15 protein-coding genes are annotated in these 16561 nt (G+C 62.7%); 7 read left to right on the top strand and 8 right to left on the bottom strand.

Translation table 11 applies throughout. The features are described from left to right. Positions 1 to 25: 25 nt before the first annotated feature. The 3 genes from AB4Y34_RS06780 to galU form a co-directional block, all read right to left on the bottom strand. Positions 26 to 1093: a rhodanese-like domain-containing protein gene (locus AB4Y34_RS06780; protein ID WP_176106934.1), complete on the bottom strand. Its 1068-nt coding sequence runs from the start codon at positions 1091 to 1093 to the stop codon at positions 26 to 28. A gap of 57 nt (positions 1094 to 1150) precedes the next feature. Further along, positions 1151 to 1807 carry a peroxiredoxin gene (locus tag AB4Y34_RS06775; RefSeq protein WP_176106935.1) on the bottom strand — a complete coding sequence of 219 codons (657 nt, stop codon included), beginning with the start codon at positions 1805 to 1807 and terminating at the stop codon, positions 1151 to 1153. Between the two features lie 377 nt (positions 1808 to 2184). Next, positions 2185 to 3084 (bottom strand): UTP--glucose-1-phosphate uridylyltransferase GalU, encoded by a 900-nt coding sequence (galU, locus tag AB4Y34_RS06770; RefSeq protein WP_368715593.1) that lies wholly within the window; start codon positions 3082 to 3084, stop codon positions 2185 to 2187. A 726-nt stretch (positions 3085 to 3810) separates the two neighbouring features. Between galU and AB4Y34_RS06765 the strand changes: the two genes are divergently transcribed. After that, positions 3811 to 5793: a phosphatase PAP2 family protein gene (locus AB4Y34_RS06765; protein WP_368715592.1), complete on the top strand. Its 1983-nt coding sequence runs from the start codon at positions 3811 to 3813 to the stop codon at positions 5791 to 5793. Between the two features lie 105 nt (positions 5794 to 5898). Here AB4Y34_RS06765 and AB4Y34_RS06760 read toward each other — a convergent pair whose 3' ends face one another. Genes AB4Y34_RS06760 through glnH form a run of 5 tightly spaced genes read right to left on the bottom strand, consistent with a single transcriptional unit; the run spans position 5899 to position 10093 of the window. Then, positions 5899 to 6897: a MurR/RpiR family transcriptional regulator gene (locus AB4Y34_RS06760; RefSeq protein ID WP_176378710.1), complete on the bottom strand. Its 999-nt coding sequence runs from the start codon at positions 6895 to 6897 to the stop codon at positions 5899 to 5901. Then, positions 6833 to 7918, bottom strand: coding sequence for a C45 family peptidase (locus AB4Y34_RS06755; RefSeq protein ID WP_176378711.1), 1086 nt, complete (start codon positions 7916 to 7918; stop codon positions 6833 to 6835). The genes AB4Y34_RS06760 and AB4Y34_RS06755 overlap by 65 nt, the downstream gene beginning before the upstream one ends. Before the next feature lie 10 nt (positions 7919 to 7928). Next, entirely contained in the window at positions 7929 to 8666 is a 738-nt protein-coding gene (gene glnQ / locus AB4Y34_RS06750) for a glutamine ABC transporter ATP-binding protein GlnQ (RefSeq protein ID WP_018438275.1), read from the bottom strand. After that, positions 8663 to 9319 (bottom strand): glutamine ABC transporter permease GlnP, encoded by a 657-nt coding sequence (glnP, locus tag AB4Y34_RS06745; RefSeq protein WP_018438276.1) that lies wholly within the window; start codon positions 9317 to 9319, stop codon positions 8663 to 8665. Before glnP ends, glnQ begins: the two co-directional genes overlap by 4 nt. A gap of 27 nt (positions 9320 to 9346) precedes the next feature. Beyond that, positions 9347 to 10093, bottom strand: a complete 747-nt coding sequence (glnH, locus tag AB4Y34_RS06740; protein WP_176120984.1) for a glutamine ABC transporter substrate-binding protein GlnH — start codon at positions 10091 to 10093, stop codon at positions 9347 to 9349. A 442-nt stretch (positions 10094 to 10535) separates the two neighbouring features. Between glnH and AB4Y34_RS06735 the strand changes: the two genes are divergently transcribed. The 6 genes from AB4Y34_RS06735 to AB4Y34_RS06710 all read left to right on the top strand — a co-directional run bounded on the left by AB4Y34_RS06735 (position 10536) and on the right by AB4Y34_RS06710 (position 16542). After that, a complete protein-coding gene (locus AB4Y34_RS06735) occupies positions 10536 to 11117 on the top strand; it encodes a cytochrome b/b6 domain-containing protein (protein ID WP_368715658.1) in 582 nt (193 codons plus the stop codon). 3 nt (positions 11118 to 11120) lie between these two features. Beyond that, positions 11121 to 11915, top strand: coding sequence for a molybdopterin-dependent oxidoreductase (locus AB4Y34_RS06730; RefSeq protein ID WP_368715591.1), 795 nt, complete (start codon positions 11121 to 11123; stop codon positions 11913 to 11915). Between the two features lie 49 nt (positions 11916 to 11964). Continuing rightward, complete coding sequence (locus tag AB4Y34_RS06725) at positions 11965 to 12579, top strand: hypothetical protein (protein WP_176378714.1); 615 nt, start codon at positions 11965 to 11967, stop codon at positions 12577 to 12579. A 257-nt stretch (positions 12580 to 12836) separates the two neighbouring features. Next, entirely contained in the window at positions 12837 to 15221 is a 2385-nt protein-coding gene (locus AB4Y34_RS06720; protein ID WP_176378715.1) for a bifunctional salicylyl-CoA 5-hydroxylase/oxidoreductase, read from the top strand. Beyond that, positions 15218 to 15991 carry an SDR family NAD(P)-dependent oxidoreductase gene (locus AB4Y34_RS06715; RefSeq protein ID WP_368715590.1) on the top strand — a complete coding sequence of 258 codons (774 nt, stop codon included), beginning with the start codon at positions 15218 to 15220 and terminating at the stop codon, positions 15989 to 15991. The genes AB4Y34_RS06720 and AB4Y34_RS06715 overlap by 4 nt, the downstream gene beginning before the upstream one ends. Beyond that, positions 15988 to 16542, top strand: coding sequence for a MarR family transcriptional regulator (locus tag AB4Y34_RS06710; protein ID WP_176378717.1), 555 nt, complete (start codon positions 15988 to 15990; stop codon positions 16540 to 16542). Before AB4Y34_RS06715 ends, AB4Y34_RS06710 begins: the two co-directional genes overlap by 4 nt. The last annotated feature ends 19 nt before the right edge of the window (positions 16543 to 16561 follow it).

Below are 16561 nucleotides of genomic sequence, written 5' to 3'. Positions count from 1 at the left end.
GAGGTTCCGTAGCGCCGGCCTCCCGTCAAACGCTGTCCGACGCGACCGGCAACCCCTCCGTCCGCCACCGCAGCATCCCACCGGCAAGATTCGCCACCTTGCCGAACCCCGCCTTCGTCAACAATACGCTCGCCTGCGCCGAGCGCACGCCGGACCGGCACACCGCGACCACCGGCCGCTCGCGATCCAGTTCTTCGAGCCGCGCTGTCAATTGCGACAGCGGCACCAGCTTCGCGTCCGGCAGATGACCCAAACGATCGATAAACTCCGGCGCCTCGCGTACATCGACGATCTGAAACTTCGCGCCATGCTCGAGCAGCGCCATCGGCTCGATTTCCCACACGCCGCTAAAACGCAGCGTCAACGGTGCCCAGTCCGGTGTTTCGGTCGCAACTTCGGCGCCGCCTTCCGGCTGCCCGCAACGCATGTTCGCGGGCACCGCGACCGCCATCTGTTTCGGATGCGGCAAATTCAGGTTGTTCATGTACCCGGCAAAATCGCCGACGTCGACGTCGCCGCCCAGACGCGGATTGAAGCGCCGCTCCTCGGTCACGCTCGTCACGGTGATGCCGCGATAATCGTGCGCGGGATAGAGGAGGCAGCCGTCCGGCAGCGACAGGATCTGCTCGCGCACGGACGCGAACAACTGCTGCGGACTGCCCTGCTGGAAATCGGTGCGGCCGCAGCCGCGAATCAGCAGGCTGTCGCCGGTAAAGGCCATGCTCTGGTCGTCGAGCACGTAGGTCAGGCAGCCATTCGTATGGCCAGGCGTCGCGCGCACGGTCAGATGACGCGTGCCGAAGTCGATCCGATCGCCATGCGCGAGCGGCCGCGTCACGCCTTTCGCCCCCACGACCGCGGCAAGCCCGATCTCGCTGCCGCAACGCAAACGCATGCGCCATGCGCCGGTTACGTGATCGGCGTGCACGTGGGTATCGAGCGTAGTAAGCAGCCAGAGGCCCAGCTCGCGCAGCAGCGCCTGATCGCGCGGCACCTGCTCGTAGACGGGGTCGATCAGCACCGCCTCGCCGCTGTCGCCGAGCAGGTACGTGTAGGTCGACGAAACAGGATCGAACAGCTGACGAAAAATCATCTGTATCTCTCGAGAAGATCGGCGAGGCGGCCGCGAACGGCCGCCATGCCGCATCTGTCAGCGCGGTTGCTTGGTGGTACGCAGATACGGTTTGATGGTCTTGAAGCCAGGGAACACCTGCTGCGCCTCTTCGTTGCTGACCGCCGACGTGATGATCACGTCTTCGCCCTGCTTCCAGTTGACCGGCGTCGCGACCCTATGTTTGGCGGTCAGTTGGATCGAATCGAGCACGCGCAGGATTTCGTCGAAGTTGCGGCCGGTGCTCATCGGGTAGGTCAGCGTCAGCTTGATCTTCTTGTCGGGACCGATGATGAAAACCGAACGCACGGTCGCGTTGGTCGCTGCGGTGCGGCCCTCGCTGGTATCGCCCGCGTCGGCCGGCAGCATGTTGTACATCTTGGCGACCGCGAGGTCGGTGTCGCCGATCATCGGGTACTTGACGGCGGCGCCCTGCGTTTCCTCGATGTCCTTGGCCCATTTTTCGTGGTCTTCGACCGGATCGACCGATAGCCCGATCAGCTTCGCGTTGCGCTTGGTGAACTCCGGCTCGATCTTCGCCATGTAGCCCAGTTCAGTCGTGCAAACCGGCGTGAAGTCTTTCGGGTGAGAAAACAGGATCGCCCATTGGTCGCCGATCCAGTCGTGGAAATCAATGGTGCCCTGCGTGGTCCGCGCGGTGAAATTGGGCGCGGTGTCATTGATACGAAGTGACATATTGCCGTCCTGTGAAGTCGTGGTTAAGCGGAAGACCCGAGCGAGGCCTGTCTGCAACGGTCCAACACGAGCCCGGTTAATCTCGGGGATTGAAAATCACCAAGGCTCACAACGATAGATGAAGCTTTCGCGGCGCATACTCGCGCGGCAAGTAGCACATCGCCGCATCGCGCAGTGAGAATTCAAATATAGCGCGTAACGCGCAAGCCCATGCTGACACCCATCGAAATCTGTCCGGCTGGCCACTCCAGAATGGCTGAGAGGAACGACGTTGATCGGTAAATCATGGACATTCGATGCGCCGGCGTGTGTTCGATAGCGCACAGATTTACCGGACCCTGCTTTGATCAGACCGTGCCGTCGTCCAATGGGCGGCGCTAATGCGTGGTGCCCGGCGCGGCAGTCTCGCCGTCTACGCGCTTGCGCAACCAGGCACCGAATGCATCGTGCACCTCGTTATGCCGCAGCGCGAAGTCGACGGTCGCCTGCAGATAACCGAGTTTGGTCCCGCAGTCGTAGCGTTTGCCGATGAATTCATACGCGAGCACCTGCTCTTCCTCGAGCATCGAATCAATGGCGGGTGTCAGTTGAATCTCGCCGTGAGGGCCGGGGCGCTGAGCGCGCAAGTGGTCGAATACCGCTGGCATCAACACATAGCGGCCCGCGACGCCGAAGCACGAAGGCGCTTTTTCCGGCGCGGGCTTCTCGACGATGCTCGACACGTTGATCACGCGCTCGTCCCAATGTCGTCCGCCGACCACGCCATGCGAGCAAGCGCCGTCCGCTTCGAATTCCTCGACCCCGATCACCGACGAATCGTAATGGCTGAAGATGTGCACCATCTGCTCGAGAACGGGCGGCTGACCCTCGAGCAGATCGTCGGCGAGAACGACCGCGAACGGCTCGTCGCCGATCAGCTTTTGCGCGCACAACACCGCATGCCCGAGTCCGAGCGGCTCGGCTTGCCGAACATAGATGCAGTTGACGTTGGGTGGTTTGATGCTTTGCACGAGTTCGGCGAGGTTTTGCAGCCCGCGCGCCCGCAGCACGTGTTCGACTTCGTAGGATCTGTCGAAATGATCTTCGATCACGCGTTTACCGCGGCCCGTGATGAAGATCAGCTCGGTGATACCCGCGGCAACCGCTTCTTCGACCGCATATTGAATCAGCGGTTTGTCGATGACCGGCAGCATCTCCTTCGGACTCGCCTTCGTGGCCGGCAGAAAGCGCGTGTCGATTCCCCCGACCGGAAACACCGCCTTGTGAACTGCGAGCATGATGAACTCCTCGTCCGGCTGGTAGACGGAGCAGCACGGCTGTGGAGCATGGCAGGATGCCGCCGGCTGGGCGTCCCGCTTCGGCTGGCCAGTGCTGCGCGTCGGAGCGTGCGGTACTGATGAAGCGCTTGCAACAAACGTGGCTTCCGTCCGCTCGCAAACATCTGCTGAATGCTCGCCATGATGGCACGGTTTGCCGGCGGGTGTGGATATCCGCCGTTGCGGCGCGTCAGTCCGCAGAGCCGGGCGACTCGGGGGAACCCAGGTCGTCAAGGGACAGGCTCGGGCTAAGCGGCTTTTAAGCTTGCAGGGGGTAACTTCATAGTCACGCTGAATGCCGGGCGCCCCGTCGATCGCTGCCTGGCCGCGATCCATCTCAGCGTGCCCGTGAGCGCTCGACATTCCGCACAAACGCGTTTCGATACTCACGCACGCCTGACTCCCAGCTCACATGCGGACGTCGCACGTCCGATCCGACTTTGATATGAAAAAGCTAGCGCGCTCGATTGACTTCATTCTGTTGACCGCCGCGTCGGTGGGCCTCGTCATGTTTGTCGTCTGGCGAGTGGCGACGGTAAAGGGTTGGCTTTAGGGGTTGGCTTTCTCCCTCTCTGCGCTCAGACGTCTGCGGTGCATATCCCCCTTGCCTGAAAATAGGTCGCAACAATGCCGTAATAATTCATCCGCACAATTCGACGCCACCAACAACGACAAGAAAGTCTCGTGATGACTCATCTTCGCGTCTCTCTTCCGCTGCGCCTCACTATTCTCGCAAGCGTGGCGGCACTAGCCGCGTGCGGTGGCAGCAATGACTCTTCTACGCCGACGGCCTCGAATACTTCGACGACAACGGCGACGGCCTCGATCCCGGCTCCGCCTGCCGACCCTGGTTTTGTCGACAACGCCGCAATCCCCGACGTGCCCGCGTTCGTCGACACGATTGCGACCAACCAGCGCGGCGACGCTCGATATGCGACGCTCGCCACGAATGCGGGCGTGCGTGTCGTCTCGCGATTCCTCGATATCTGGCAACCGTTGACCGAGATCGTCGATGCGGGCGTATCCGCCCCCGCCAATGGTTCGTTTCCGGCTGTCGTGCAGTCCACGTGGACCGGACTACCCAATGACGGTACGCCGGGTGGGGCTGTCGTGAACAGCGCCGTCCATGCCGCAAATATTCAATTCGTGGTCACCGAAACGACCAACCGCACCCAGGCGCAGGCCGATGCAGCCTACTACGACGACCGGCGCGGCAAAGGCTACAGCGTGACCGACGGCATGGGCCCGCTCACCAACGCGTGGCGCACGGCGGCGCAGCAGACGACGACGATCACGTCGATCCCGGCGGATGCGACGACCGTGCTGTACAACGACGCCGGCAACAACATTGGCGTCGGCAGCAGCGGCGGCAACAGCAATTTCGGCCAGGTTGTCGACCTGCTCAGCAACATGGGCAACAACGCATCGACCGAGCCGGCCAAGCGCTTCTACAAATACGCGCGGCCATACCGCTGGAGCACGAGTGTCGTGGTAGCTCCGACTCTGGTGCCGGCCGAGAGCACCACGCCTTCGACCGATGGCGGATATATCAGCGGTCACGAGGCGGAGGCGATGCGCGATGCGATGACGATGGCCTACGTGCTGCCGGAGCGGTTCCAGGAGATGGCGAGCCGCGGCCTCGAACTTGGCGAAAACCGTATTTTTGCCGGTATGCATTCGCCGCTCGACGTCATTGCTGGTCGAATGTTTGCACTTGCGGCGACTGCTGCGAATCTCTCCGATCCCAGCAACGCCACCTTGAAGAGCGCCGCATTTAGTCAGGCGCACACAGCCCTGATGCAGTCGACCAACACCAATTCGACGAACTTCGCCGCTTTCGCCCACTCCGGCACGGCAGCGACGGACCGCTTCGCCGACTATGCGACGAACAAAGCAGACTTCACGCGCCGTATGACGTTTGGCTTTGCTCCGATCGAATCGACCGATGCGCCTCCCGTCGTGCCGAAGGGTGCGGAAGTATTGCTGGAGACGCGCTTTCCGTATCTGAGCGCAGCCCAGCGCCGCGTGGTGCTCAAGACGACCGAGCTTCCTTCCGGCTATCCGGTCATGGATGACGCGGAAGGTTGGGGCCGCCTCAACATGTTTGCGGCCGGCGACGGATATGGTGCGTTCAATGGCAGCGTCATCGTTTCGATGGATGCGTCCCAAGGCGGATTCAACGCGTCGGATTCGTGGCGCAACGACATTTCCGGCTCGGGGAAGTTGACGCTGCAGGGCAATGGAACGCTGAAGCTCGGTGGCAACAACACCTGGTCGGGCGGTTCCCAGGTAAGCGGCGGTGTGCTCGAGGCGGATTCTCCGAATGCGTTCGGCACGGGCGACGTGTATGTGGGTGCGGGCGGCGTCACCATCGCGGCGACTTCGCCCGTGTCCATCGTCGGCAAGTACACGCAGCTCGGCGGCACGACGCTCGAACTCGACATCGACGGTAAAGGCGCCGGCCAATTGCATGTTGGCAATCAACTCACCATCGCAGGCGGCACGCTGCACGTGAAGTTCGTGAACGGCTATGCGCCCAAGGTCGGCGACACCATCGATCTGATCGATGGCAATGGGGCGACCACGCAGTTCACGACGATCACGGTCGACGGCTACAAGGTGACACCCGTTTATTCGGCGACTGGGGTGTCGGTGCACATCGATTCGTAAGCCGGGCGGATGCGTGAGCTACGGACCGCGCTCGGCCCTCGTAAAGCGAGGGCCGCTCTCGGCAACTCAGCGCGCGCAGAACGGAGTTCGCAACCCTCGCCAGCATTAGTCCGTCTCGATCCCCAACGCGGTAATCAATCGTTCGCGCCGCGATAGCGCCTGCAAAGACCGCTTCCCCAGATGCGTCGCGACCAGATTGAGCAGGCCTTCGCAAAAGATCAGATACGCGCCCATGCTATTGCTGAAGAAACTGCTGTCATGCGGAATCAGAAACGCGTGCCGTGCGGGCGGCACCAGTGGAGACGCGAGCGTATCCGTGATCGCGATGACCGTCATACCCGCCTCGGCGGCTGCCTTCGCAGCTTCAGCGACGCTGCGCGTATAAGGCGAAACGCTCGTGACGACCACCACATCGCCCGGTTGCAACTGCGCGAGTCCTTCAGCCACACCGAGCCCTTGCGCATCTAGCAGTGCGACGTCGGTACGGATCATCCCGAGCCCATAGCAAAGAAAGCTGGCGAGCGCGCTGAACTGCCGCAAGCCGTGCACGCGCACGCGCGGCGCCCCCGCCAATAGCGCGGCCGCGCCGCGCAGATCGTCAGCCGATAGCCGCGCGAGAAACGTCTCCACATTGACGATCGATTCGTGCGCGAGTTGCACGACGACTTCGACTTCGGGCGACGTTCCGCTATGGACGGGCGTGTGCGCACGCTGCTTTTTCCCTGCAACAAGCCGCTCCGCCTGATTCGTATAGAAATGCCGGTGACGCTCCGCCAGCGAATCGCGAAACACGCTCTGAAAATCCGCGAACCCTGTATAGCCGAGCTTCGTGCTGAGCCGCGTCAGCGTCGACGCATTGACGTCGAGTGCCGTCGCCAGATCGGTGATGGTCCGCACGGCCACTTCCTCCGGCCGTTCGAGCAGCCACGCCAGCACGGCGTGCGCCTTACCGCCGAGCGACAGGCCTGCTTCGTCGCGACCGATGCGCACCACCAGTTCGCGCAGCGCATCGACGCTGCGCGGCGCGCCAGCGACGGCTTCAGGCGCGCCCGCCTCGTCCTTGTTCGCCGGCTTGCGGCGCTTCGTGCGTAGGTTTGTGTCCATTGATCAATCGATATCGCGGCGGCGTCCCTGGTTGTTCATAAACGTCCCATTCTATGTGAGACGCCCTGATCACGATATCAGCGGTTGCGAGCGTGTTTTCGTCGTCGGGATCGGCGGGATCGGCGCGGTAGATCGGCAGCGATGCGTCGTGCGTGTCCGCAAGGATCGCGAGCGGCTCAGGCGCATGCCCCGCTTCGCTTGCGTCCCGCAGCATCCGGTCGCCGCGCGCCTGCCGACTACGCGATGAATCGGTCACGAGCTGAGCGAGGCCGTGCATCGGCGGATGAATCGCGTGATTCGCATGCAATGACGGCTGCGTGATCTCCTGCACGGAACAACCGTGCGCGCTGTACTCGACGCTCAGCAACGGCGCGCTCGCCTGATGCGCAAGCGTCAGATGGAAGCCGCCCGCGCGGGGGTTGTCGCGCACCACGGCAACGGCCGCATCGAGATCGCGCGCATCCAGCAACGCGCGCGTGAGCACCATGCGTGGCACGCCCGCCTCGGTCTGGCGCACCCGCAGGTTGTTCACGGTGACGGCAAGACCCGCGTCCGTCACGGCGAACGTATGGCCCGGCAGCGAGCCCGGATACACGAACGCCGCGAAGCCCGGACTGCCGTCGATCCGACACGCGGCAATCGCGCAATGCCCCGCGAAGCCGGGGTCGCCGTCTTCGTTGTGACTGATGCGCTTGCCATCAACCGATGGCAATTGCACCGTCGTGCAACCGTCGGGCGACGCAGCCCACAGGTCGCCGCGACAGTTCCACAGGAACACATCGTCGAAGGGCACTTCGAGGCCATCGGCAAGCCCCTGCAATTCCGCCCAGATACGCGGAAAGCGCTGCTGCGTATGTGCGGAAAGCGCGGCGGCGAGCGGCGTGCCACGCCATTGCATGACGTCGCGCCAGGCGGCCGATTGCACCAGGTGGCGATGCACGGCCAACGCGCCGAAGCGCCCTAACGCCTCGCCCGCGTCGAACGGCGAGCCGGAGATTTCGATGAATCCAATTGCAGACATGAGTTCGAGATCATTCGACGTGTTGAAGGAAATCGCGCAGGCGCTGATTCGGCGGATTGTCGAGCAACTGCGCGGGCGGCCCGTCGACTGTGATGTGGCCGTGCTCCATGAAGATCAGACGCGTGCCGACCTTGCGCGCGAACGTCATTTCGTGCGTCACGACGACCATCGTCATGCCCTCTTCCGCCAGCGACTGCATCACCCGCAGCACTTCCTGCCGCAGTTCGGGATCGAGCGCCGAAGTCGGCTCGTCGAACAGCATCAGCTTCGGCTTGACGGCCAGCGCACGCGCAATCGCGACGCGTTGCTGCTGGCCACCCGACAACTCGCTTGCATAGTGCCCGACGCGGCCCGCCAGGCCGACTTTCGTCAGCAGCTCGTGCGCGAGCGTTTCAGCGTCGGACTTGCTCATGCCGCGCACCTGACGCGGACCGAACGCGACGTTTTCGAGCGCCGTCAGTTGCGGGAACAGGTTGAACTGCTGAAACACCATGCCCGCTTCGCGGCGAATCTCGCGCACCTTCTTCGAGCCGCCGTGCACGCTGATGCCATCGACGATCAGATCGCCGCCGTCGATATGCTCCAGCGCATTGATACAACGCAGCAGCGTCGATTTGCCCGAACCCGACGGACCGATCAGCACCACGACTTCGCCCGCGCGAATGTTCAGATCGACGCCGTCCAGCACGGTGGTCTGCCCGAAGCGCTTCGTGACCTGCTTGAACTGCACCATATCGAGCGCGCTCATAGTATCCGCATCCTCTTTTCCATCGTGCGCAGACAGAACGTCAGCACACCGATCATGCACAGATAGATTGCGGCCACGGCCGTCCAGATTTCAACGGCTCTAAAATTCGCCGCCATGATTTCCTGGCCCTGACGCGTGAGTTCACCGACGCCGATCACGATGAACAGCGACGTGTCTTTCAGGCTCACGATGAACTGGTTGCCAAGCGCAGGCGTCATGCGGCGAATCGCAACGGGCCCGACGACGAACCCGAGCACGCGCCACATCGGCATGCCCAGCGCGAGTCCCGCTTCCTTCAATCCGCGCGGCACCGACAGGAACGAGCCGCGCACGATCTCGGCGATATACGCGCCCGAATTGACGATGATCGACACGATCGCGGCCGTCAACGCATCGACGCGCACGTTAAGCAGCACGGGCAGAGCGAAGTAGATGAACATCACCTGCACGACGATCGGCGTGCCGCGCACGAACTCGACGTACGCGAACGCGATCTTCTGCATGAAGGCGTTCCCGTACGCGCGCATCAAGCCGAACAGAAAGCCGACCGCCAAGCCTCCCGCAAGGCCCGCGATGGTGATGAGCACCGTCAGCTTCGCGCCCTGCAATAGTGCCGGTAACGCATCGACGACGACTGACAGATCGAACTGCATGACTTGCCTCCCGCAGCCGTTGCGTTATCAGGACTTCGTCGGCTCGGCGCCGAACCACTTCTTGTAGATCGCCGCATAGCGACCGTCAGCCTTGATCTTCGCGAGCGCCGCATTGACCTTCGGCACGAGCGGGCTGCCCTTCGGAAAGCCGATGCCGTATTGCTGCGCCATCATCTGCGCACCGACCGCCTTCACATGGCCCTTGCCGGCCGTGTTGATGTAGTAGAGAACGTTCGGCGTGTCGTGCATCGCTGCATCGACGCGTCCTGTCTGCAACTCCAGATACGCGTTGTCGATGTTCGGGAACTGGCGCAGATCGGTGCCCGCGAAATGCGCCTTCGCGTAATCCGCCGCCGACGTCCCCGTCTTGATCGCGAGCGACTTGCCCTTCAGGTCGTCCGGGCCCTTGATCGCGCTGGTGGCCGGCACCATCAGCGTGAAGCCGCTGTCGTAGTAGCCATCGGAGAAGTCGATCACTTTCTTGCGCTCGTCCTTGATCGTGATGCCCGCGAGCGCGACGTCGACGTTATGGGTTTGCAGCGCCGGCAGGATGCCGCTGAAATCCATCGGCTGCAGCTTGTAGTCGAGCTTCAGGTCCTTCGCGATCGCTTCCCACAGGTCGATATCGAAGCCGACGTATTTGTCGCCCTGCTTGAATTCGAACGGCACGAACGCCGTGTCGCAGGCGACCAGCAAGGTCTCGGCCCGCGCGGCATGACCGAGGACGGAAACGGCGACGAGTGCAGCCGCGGCGAGCTTTGCTACGAGTTTCATGATGACCTCTTCGAGGTGGGGTTGAGGAACGACAGCAAACCGATTTGCGCTGAGTATCTTTCTGCAAATTTATTTGCGCAATAGTTTGGCGCGCAAATTTGCTTGTGAATCGGGTATACCCCGATAGGAGATGCCGGACGGAAGGCGCTGGGTGCCGAAGCGTGTCTTTGCGCCGAAGCGCTTGGGCCCGGCGCAATAGGGCATGCCGGATGCTGCGAATCCCCTGCGGCGGGACGGCTTTCGCGCGCGGTGTGTGTCGCTATTGAAAGTCGATTGCAAGGGAAAAATCTTCACGCGCGACGGAATAACGGTCGATTGATCGCGTTAGCCCTTGTGTTGCAGATGGCAGCCTGACGGTCGGAGGGCGATTCGGTGTCGACCGGCTTGCTCCCGCGCTACTGGCATGAATGCCACCGAATCTGGAGTGATCTTGAGTCACAACATGGTTCAACCCGGATGGGTACGGATTACGCACTGGATCAATGCTGTCGCGGTCGTGCTGATGGTCATGAGCGGCTGGCAGATTTACGATGCGTCGCCAATCTTTCCAGCCATTCAGTTTCCACCTTCGATCACACTTGGCGGTTGGCTCGCCGGAGCGCTGCTATGGCATTTCGCCGTGATGTGGCTGCTGGTCGCCAATTTTCTGGTCTATCTCGCGCTGAATCTGGCGTCCGGACGCTTGCGACGCAAACTGCTGCCCATCAGGCCGAAACAGCTGGCCGCCGATCTGGTCGCCGCACTGCGCGGGCGCCTGAAACACGACGACCTCGCGCACTACAACTCGGTGCAGAAGCTCGCCTATCTCGTCGTGATCGCCGACATCGTGCTGATCGTGTTGTCGGGGCTCGTCATATGGAAGTCGGTGCAGTTCCCGCTGCTGCGCACGCTGATGGGCGGATATGACAATGCGCGCGTCGTGCACTTCGTATGCATGAGCGTCCTGGTGGCGTTTTTCATCGTTCACGTCGCGATGACCGCGCTCGTGCCGCGCTCGTTACTGTTGATGATACGGGGACGATAAATCGTGACGATCCGCAAACGCACCGCGCAAAAAGGCAGTTTTCTCGCGACACATGCCGAATCGATCATCCGCGACGCACAGCGCGAACTCAAATCGCCCGCGCGCCGCCTGTTCGGCCGGCGTCTGCTGACCCTGGGCGGCATCGCGATGCTCTCCGGTTGCGATCTGACCAACGACAAGGCAGTGAACACCGCGCTGCGCCGCATCTCGCTCTTCAACGACCGCGTGCAGGCGCTGCTGTTCGATCCGAACAAGCTGGCGCCCACGTATCCGGAATCGATGATCACGCGGCCGTTTCCGTTCAACGCGTTCTATGAGATCGACGACGTACCCGAGATCGATGCCGCGACCTACCGTCTGCAGGTCACCGGCCTCGCGCACGGCAAGCGCACCTGGTCGCTCGACGAACTGCATGCGCTGCCGCAGGAAAGCCAGATCACGCGTCTTGTCTGCGTCGAAGGATGGAGCGCGATCGGCCGCTGGGGCGGCGTGCGCTTTTCCGAATTCCTGCGTCGCGCGGGTGCGGACACGACTGCAAAGTACGTGTCGCTGCATTGCGCGGACTACAACTACTGGACCAGCATCGACATGCCGACGGCGCTCCACCCGCAGACGCTGCTCACGCTGACTTACGACGGTGACGTGTTGCCGCCGAAGTATGGCTTCCCGATGAAGCTGCGCGTGCCGACCAAGCTCGGCTTCAAGAATCCCAAGCATATCGTCGCCATCGAAATCACGAACCAGTATCCGGGAGGCTATTGGGAGAACCAGGGCTACAACTGGTTCAGCGGCTCGTGAAGCAATGATGTCGTTCCCCCGTCCTTCAACCATCCAGTTGGGAGGTTCTATGACATTCCGCATCAAACTTGGCGCAGCCTTGTTGGCTTCCGCGCTCGCGAGCGCTGCTATCGCGCAGGCGCCCGCCACGACGCCCACCCGCATCCGTGGCGAAATCGTGTCGCAAAACGGTGACACGCTCAAGGTCCATCGCCGCAGCGGCGATACCGTGTCGGTCGATGTGAAGCCGGATGTGCGTGTCTCGGCTGTGAAAACGATGCAGCTATCGGATATCAAGCCGGGTACGTTCATTGGCACGGCTGCCACCACGGGCCCCGACGGCAAGCTGACGGCAACGGAAGTGGTGGTGTTCCCCGAGTCCGCGCGCGGCACGGGCGAAGGGCATTACCCGTGGGACCTGGGCCCGAAAAGCTCGATGACCAACGCGAACGTCGACTCCGTCGTGCAGAGCACTAACGGACGCGACCTGAAGCTGTCGTACAAAGGCGGCAGCAATGTGGTGACGGTGCCGCCGAACGTGCCCGTCGTCACGTTCACGCCGGCGGAGCACAGCGATCTTACGGCCGGCAAAAAGGTGTTCATTGTCGCAACGCCTGCGTCGCAGGGAAGCTACGTTGCGCAACGCGTCGTGGTCGAAAAGGACGGCGTAGTGCCGCCGATGTGACCGCTGACCTTCGCCTCGGCGAGCGCCACGCACGGCGTCATGTGTCGACACCGCGCGTGCCGACGCATCGTCACGATTGATTTGCCTGGATGGGGTGCATTCATCTCGCTGCCCGCCGACCGCGCAGCCGCACGAGCATCGTCTGCGGATTCATGCTGGCTAAATTCCTCCATGCCGGCACTCTCGAAATTTACTTGACATCTAAACTATCAAAACCTAAATTAATCTCAACGCGAAGTTCATTTTGGGGAACCAGCATGCGCATAGTTTGTATCGGGGGCGGCCCGGCCGGTTTGTACTTCGGTCTGTTGATGAAAAAACGCAACCCCGGCTATGAAGTCACGGTGATCGAGCGCAACCGCCCCTATGACACCTTCGGCTGGGGCGTCGTGTTCTCCGACCAGACGCTCGGCAATCTGCGCGCCGCCGACGCCCCGAGCGCCGAGGCGATCCTCGACGCGTTCAATCACTGGGACGACATCGAGATCCACTTCCGCGGCCGCAGCGTGCGTTCGTCGGGCCACGGCTTTTGCGGCATCGGTCGCAAACGCCTGCTGAATATCCTGCAGGCGCGCTGCGAAGAACTCGGCGTAAAGCTCGTGTTCGAAACCCAGGTCGTGGACGACAGCGCATACGACGCGGACCTGATCATCGCGAGCGACGGCCTGAACAGCGCCGTGCGCCAGAAATACGCGCACACCTATCAGCCGGACATCGACGTGCGCGACTGCCGCTTCGTGTGGCTCGGCACGAAGAAGCTGTTCGACGCGTTCACGTTCGCGTTCGAGGAAACCGAATTCGGCTGGTTCCAGGCGCACGCCTACCGCTTCGACGATCAAACCTCGACGTTCATCGTCGAAACCCCGGAACGCGTATGGCGCGCCGCCGGTCTCGACGAAATGAGCAAGGAAGACAGCATCGCGTTCTGCGAGAAGCTGTTCGCGAAGTACCTCGACGGCAATGCGCTGATGTCGAACGCAGCGCATCTGCGCGGCTCGTCGCAATGGATCCGTTTTCCGCGCGTCGTCAACAAGGAGTGGGTGCATTGGCGCCGCAACGCGAACGGCACACGAACGCCGATCGTGCTGATGGGCGACGCCGCGCATACCGCGCACTTCTCGATCGGCTCGGGCACCAAGCTCGCGCTCGAAGACGCGATCGAACTCGCGAACAGCATCAGCGCGCATACGGGTTCACATCCCGACGATCTGGCCGCAGCGTTGAAGCACTACACCGAAGTACGCAGCGTCGATGTGCTGCGCATCCAGAACGCCGCGCGCAATTCGACCGAATGGTTCGAGCACGTCGATCGCTATACGTCGTTTGAGCCGGAACAGTTCGCCTATTCGCTGCTCACGCGCTCGCAGCGCATCTCGCACGAGAACCTGCGCGAGAGAGATTCGCAATATCTGTCCGGCTTCGAAGACTGGCTCGCGAAGCGCGCGGGCGTCGAGCGCGCGGCGGACAAACATTCGATTCCGCCGATGTTCACGCCCTTCAAGGTGCGCGGCGTCACGCTGAAGAATCGCGTGATGGTGTCGCCGATGGCGCAGTACTCGGCGGTAGATGGCGTGGCAGGCGACTACCACCTGATGCATCTCGGCGCGCGCGCAATGGGCGGCGCCGCGCTCGTGATGACCGAGATGACCTGCGTGTCGCCCGAAGCGCGCATCACGCCGGGATGCCCCGGCATGTACGCGCCCGAGCATCTGGCCGCGTGGAAGCGCATCGTCGATCTGGTGCATCTGCAATCGGATGCGAAGATCGGCATCCAGCTCGGCCACTCCGGTGCGAAAGGTTCGACGCGCGTCGCGTGGGAAGGCATCGACCAGCCACTCGACGAAGGCAACTGGCCGCTCGTTTCGGCGTCGCCGCAGCAGTATCTGCGCGGCATCAGCCAGCATTCGCGGGAAGCCACGCATGAAGAGCTACGCGCAATCGAGCAGCAGTTCGTGAAGGCGACGCGCATGTCGATCGAAGCGGGTTTCGACTGGCTCGAATTGCACTGCGCGCACGGCTATTTCCTGTCGAGCTTCCTGTCGCCGCTGACGAATCACCGTACCGATGAATACGGCGGCTCGCTCGAAAACCGTCTGCGTTATCCGCTGCAGGTATTCAGCGCGATCCGTGCGGTGTGGCCGCAGGACAAGCCGATCTCGGTGCGGATTTCCGCGCACGACTGGGTCGAAGGCGGCAACACCCCCGACGACGCCGTGAAGATCGCGCAGGCGTTCAAGGCGGCCGGCGCGGACATGATCGACGTGTCGTCGGGCCAGGTCAGCAAGGAAGAAAAGCCCGTGTTCGGCCGCATGTTCCAGACGCCGTTCGCCGATCGCGTGCGCAACGAAGCCGGCATCGCGACGATCGCGGTCGGCGCGATTTCCGAAGCGGACCACGTGAACAGCATCATCGCGGCTGGCCGCGCGGACCTGTGCGCGATCGCACGTCCGCATCTCGCGAATCCGTCGTGGACGTTGAACGAAGCGGCGAAGATCGGCTATCTCGACATCGCGTGGCCGAAGCCCTACACCGCCGCGAAAATGCAGCTCGAACGCAACCTCGAACGCGAGCGCGCGCAGGCCATCGCCAACGCCGGCCTGACGGCGCAACAACGCGCGCAACGCGCCGAAGGAACCGTGTGAACACGTCAGACACCTCTCTCGCCGCCCAACACGCGGTCGTCACCGGCGGCGGCAGCGGCATCGGCGCGGCCATCGCGCAGGCGCTGCTGCGCGCCGGCGCGCGCGTCACGCTGATGGGCCGCAACGCACAACGCCTCGAAGCGCAGCGCGAACGATGCGCGGCACTCGGCGATGTCGCGTGCATCAGCATGGACGTCACGCAAGAAGAGTCGGTGGCGCGCGCATTCGGTGAGGCGGGCGCCGTCGATATCCTCGTCAACAACGCGGGGCAGGCGCAGGCCGCGCCGTTCACGCACACCGATCTCGCGCTCTGGCAGCGCATGCTCGACGTGAATCTGACCGGCGTGTTTCTGGGCACCCGCGCTGTACTGCCGGGCATGCTCGAGCGTGGCTATGGCCGTATCGTCAACGTCGCAAGCACCGCAGGGCAGATCGGCTATGCGTACGTCGCCGCGTATTGCGCCGCGAAGCACGGCGTGATCGGTCTCACGCGCTCGCTCGCGCTCGAAACCGCGACGCGCGGCATCACCGTCAACGCCGTGTGCCCCGGCTACACCGAAACCGAGCTGCTGCATGCATCGCTCCAACAGATCACGAGCAAGACCTCGCGCACCGAAGCCGAGGCGCGCGACACGCTGCTGCGCTCGAATCCGCAGCGCCGCTTCGTGAGTCCGGAGCAGGTCGCGAACGCGGTGTTGTGGCTGTGCCGCCCCGGCTCGGATGCGATCACGGGGCAATCCATTTCCATTTCGGGTGGGGAAGTAACGTGAGCAAATCAGTGCAAGCAAAAAAGTCGGCGGCGGATGCGAAACCGTCGCGCAAAGGCGTCGCCCAACCCGCGGAGAACGTCGTGGACCTCGAAATGAGCACCGGTGCGGACAGCCATATGGGCCTGCGTCTGTGGTTGCGCATGCTGACCACCACCAACCTCGTGCAGGCCGAATTGCGCAAACGTCTGCGCACCGAATTCGACACCACGTTGCCGCGTTTCGATCTGATGGCGCAACTCGAACGACATCCCGAAGGCCTGAAGATGACCGAGCTGTCGCGCCGTTTGATGGTGACGGGCGGCAACGTCACCGGCATCACCGATCAGCTCGAAAAAGAGGGGCTCGTCACGCGCGATACCGACCCGAACGACCGCCGCTCGATCAGCGTGTGCCTGACGACGGCTGGCCGCAAGGCGTTCGACAAAATGGCCGTCGCGCACGAGCAATGGGTCGTCGAAATGTTCGGCGGCCTGAGCCTCGACGAAAAGATGAAGACCCATCAGGACCTAGGCAAACTCAAGCGGCATCTGCTCGACAGCCTGAAAGGCTGACTTCGCACTGGAGGCATAC

Source organism: Paraburkholderia sp. BR10954 (assembly GCF_040965775.1).
Classification (GTDB): domain Bacteria; phylum Pseudomonadota; class Gammaproteobacteria; order Burkholderiales; family Burkholderiaceae; genus Paraburkholderia; species Paraburkholderia youngii.
Note: the sequence above shows the minus strand (reverse complement) of the source record. Positions and strands in the feature narration are given on the sequence as shown.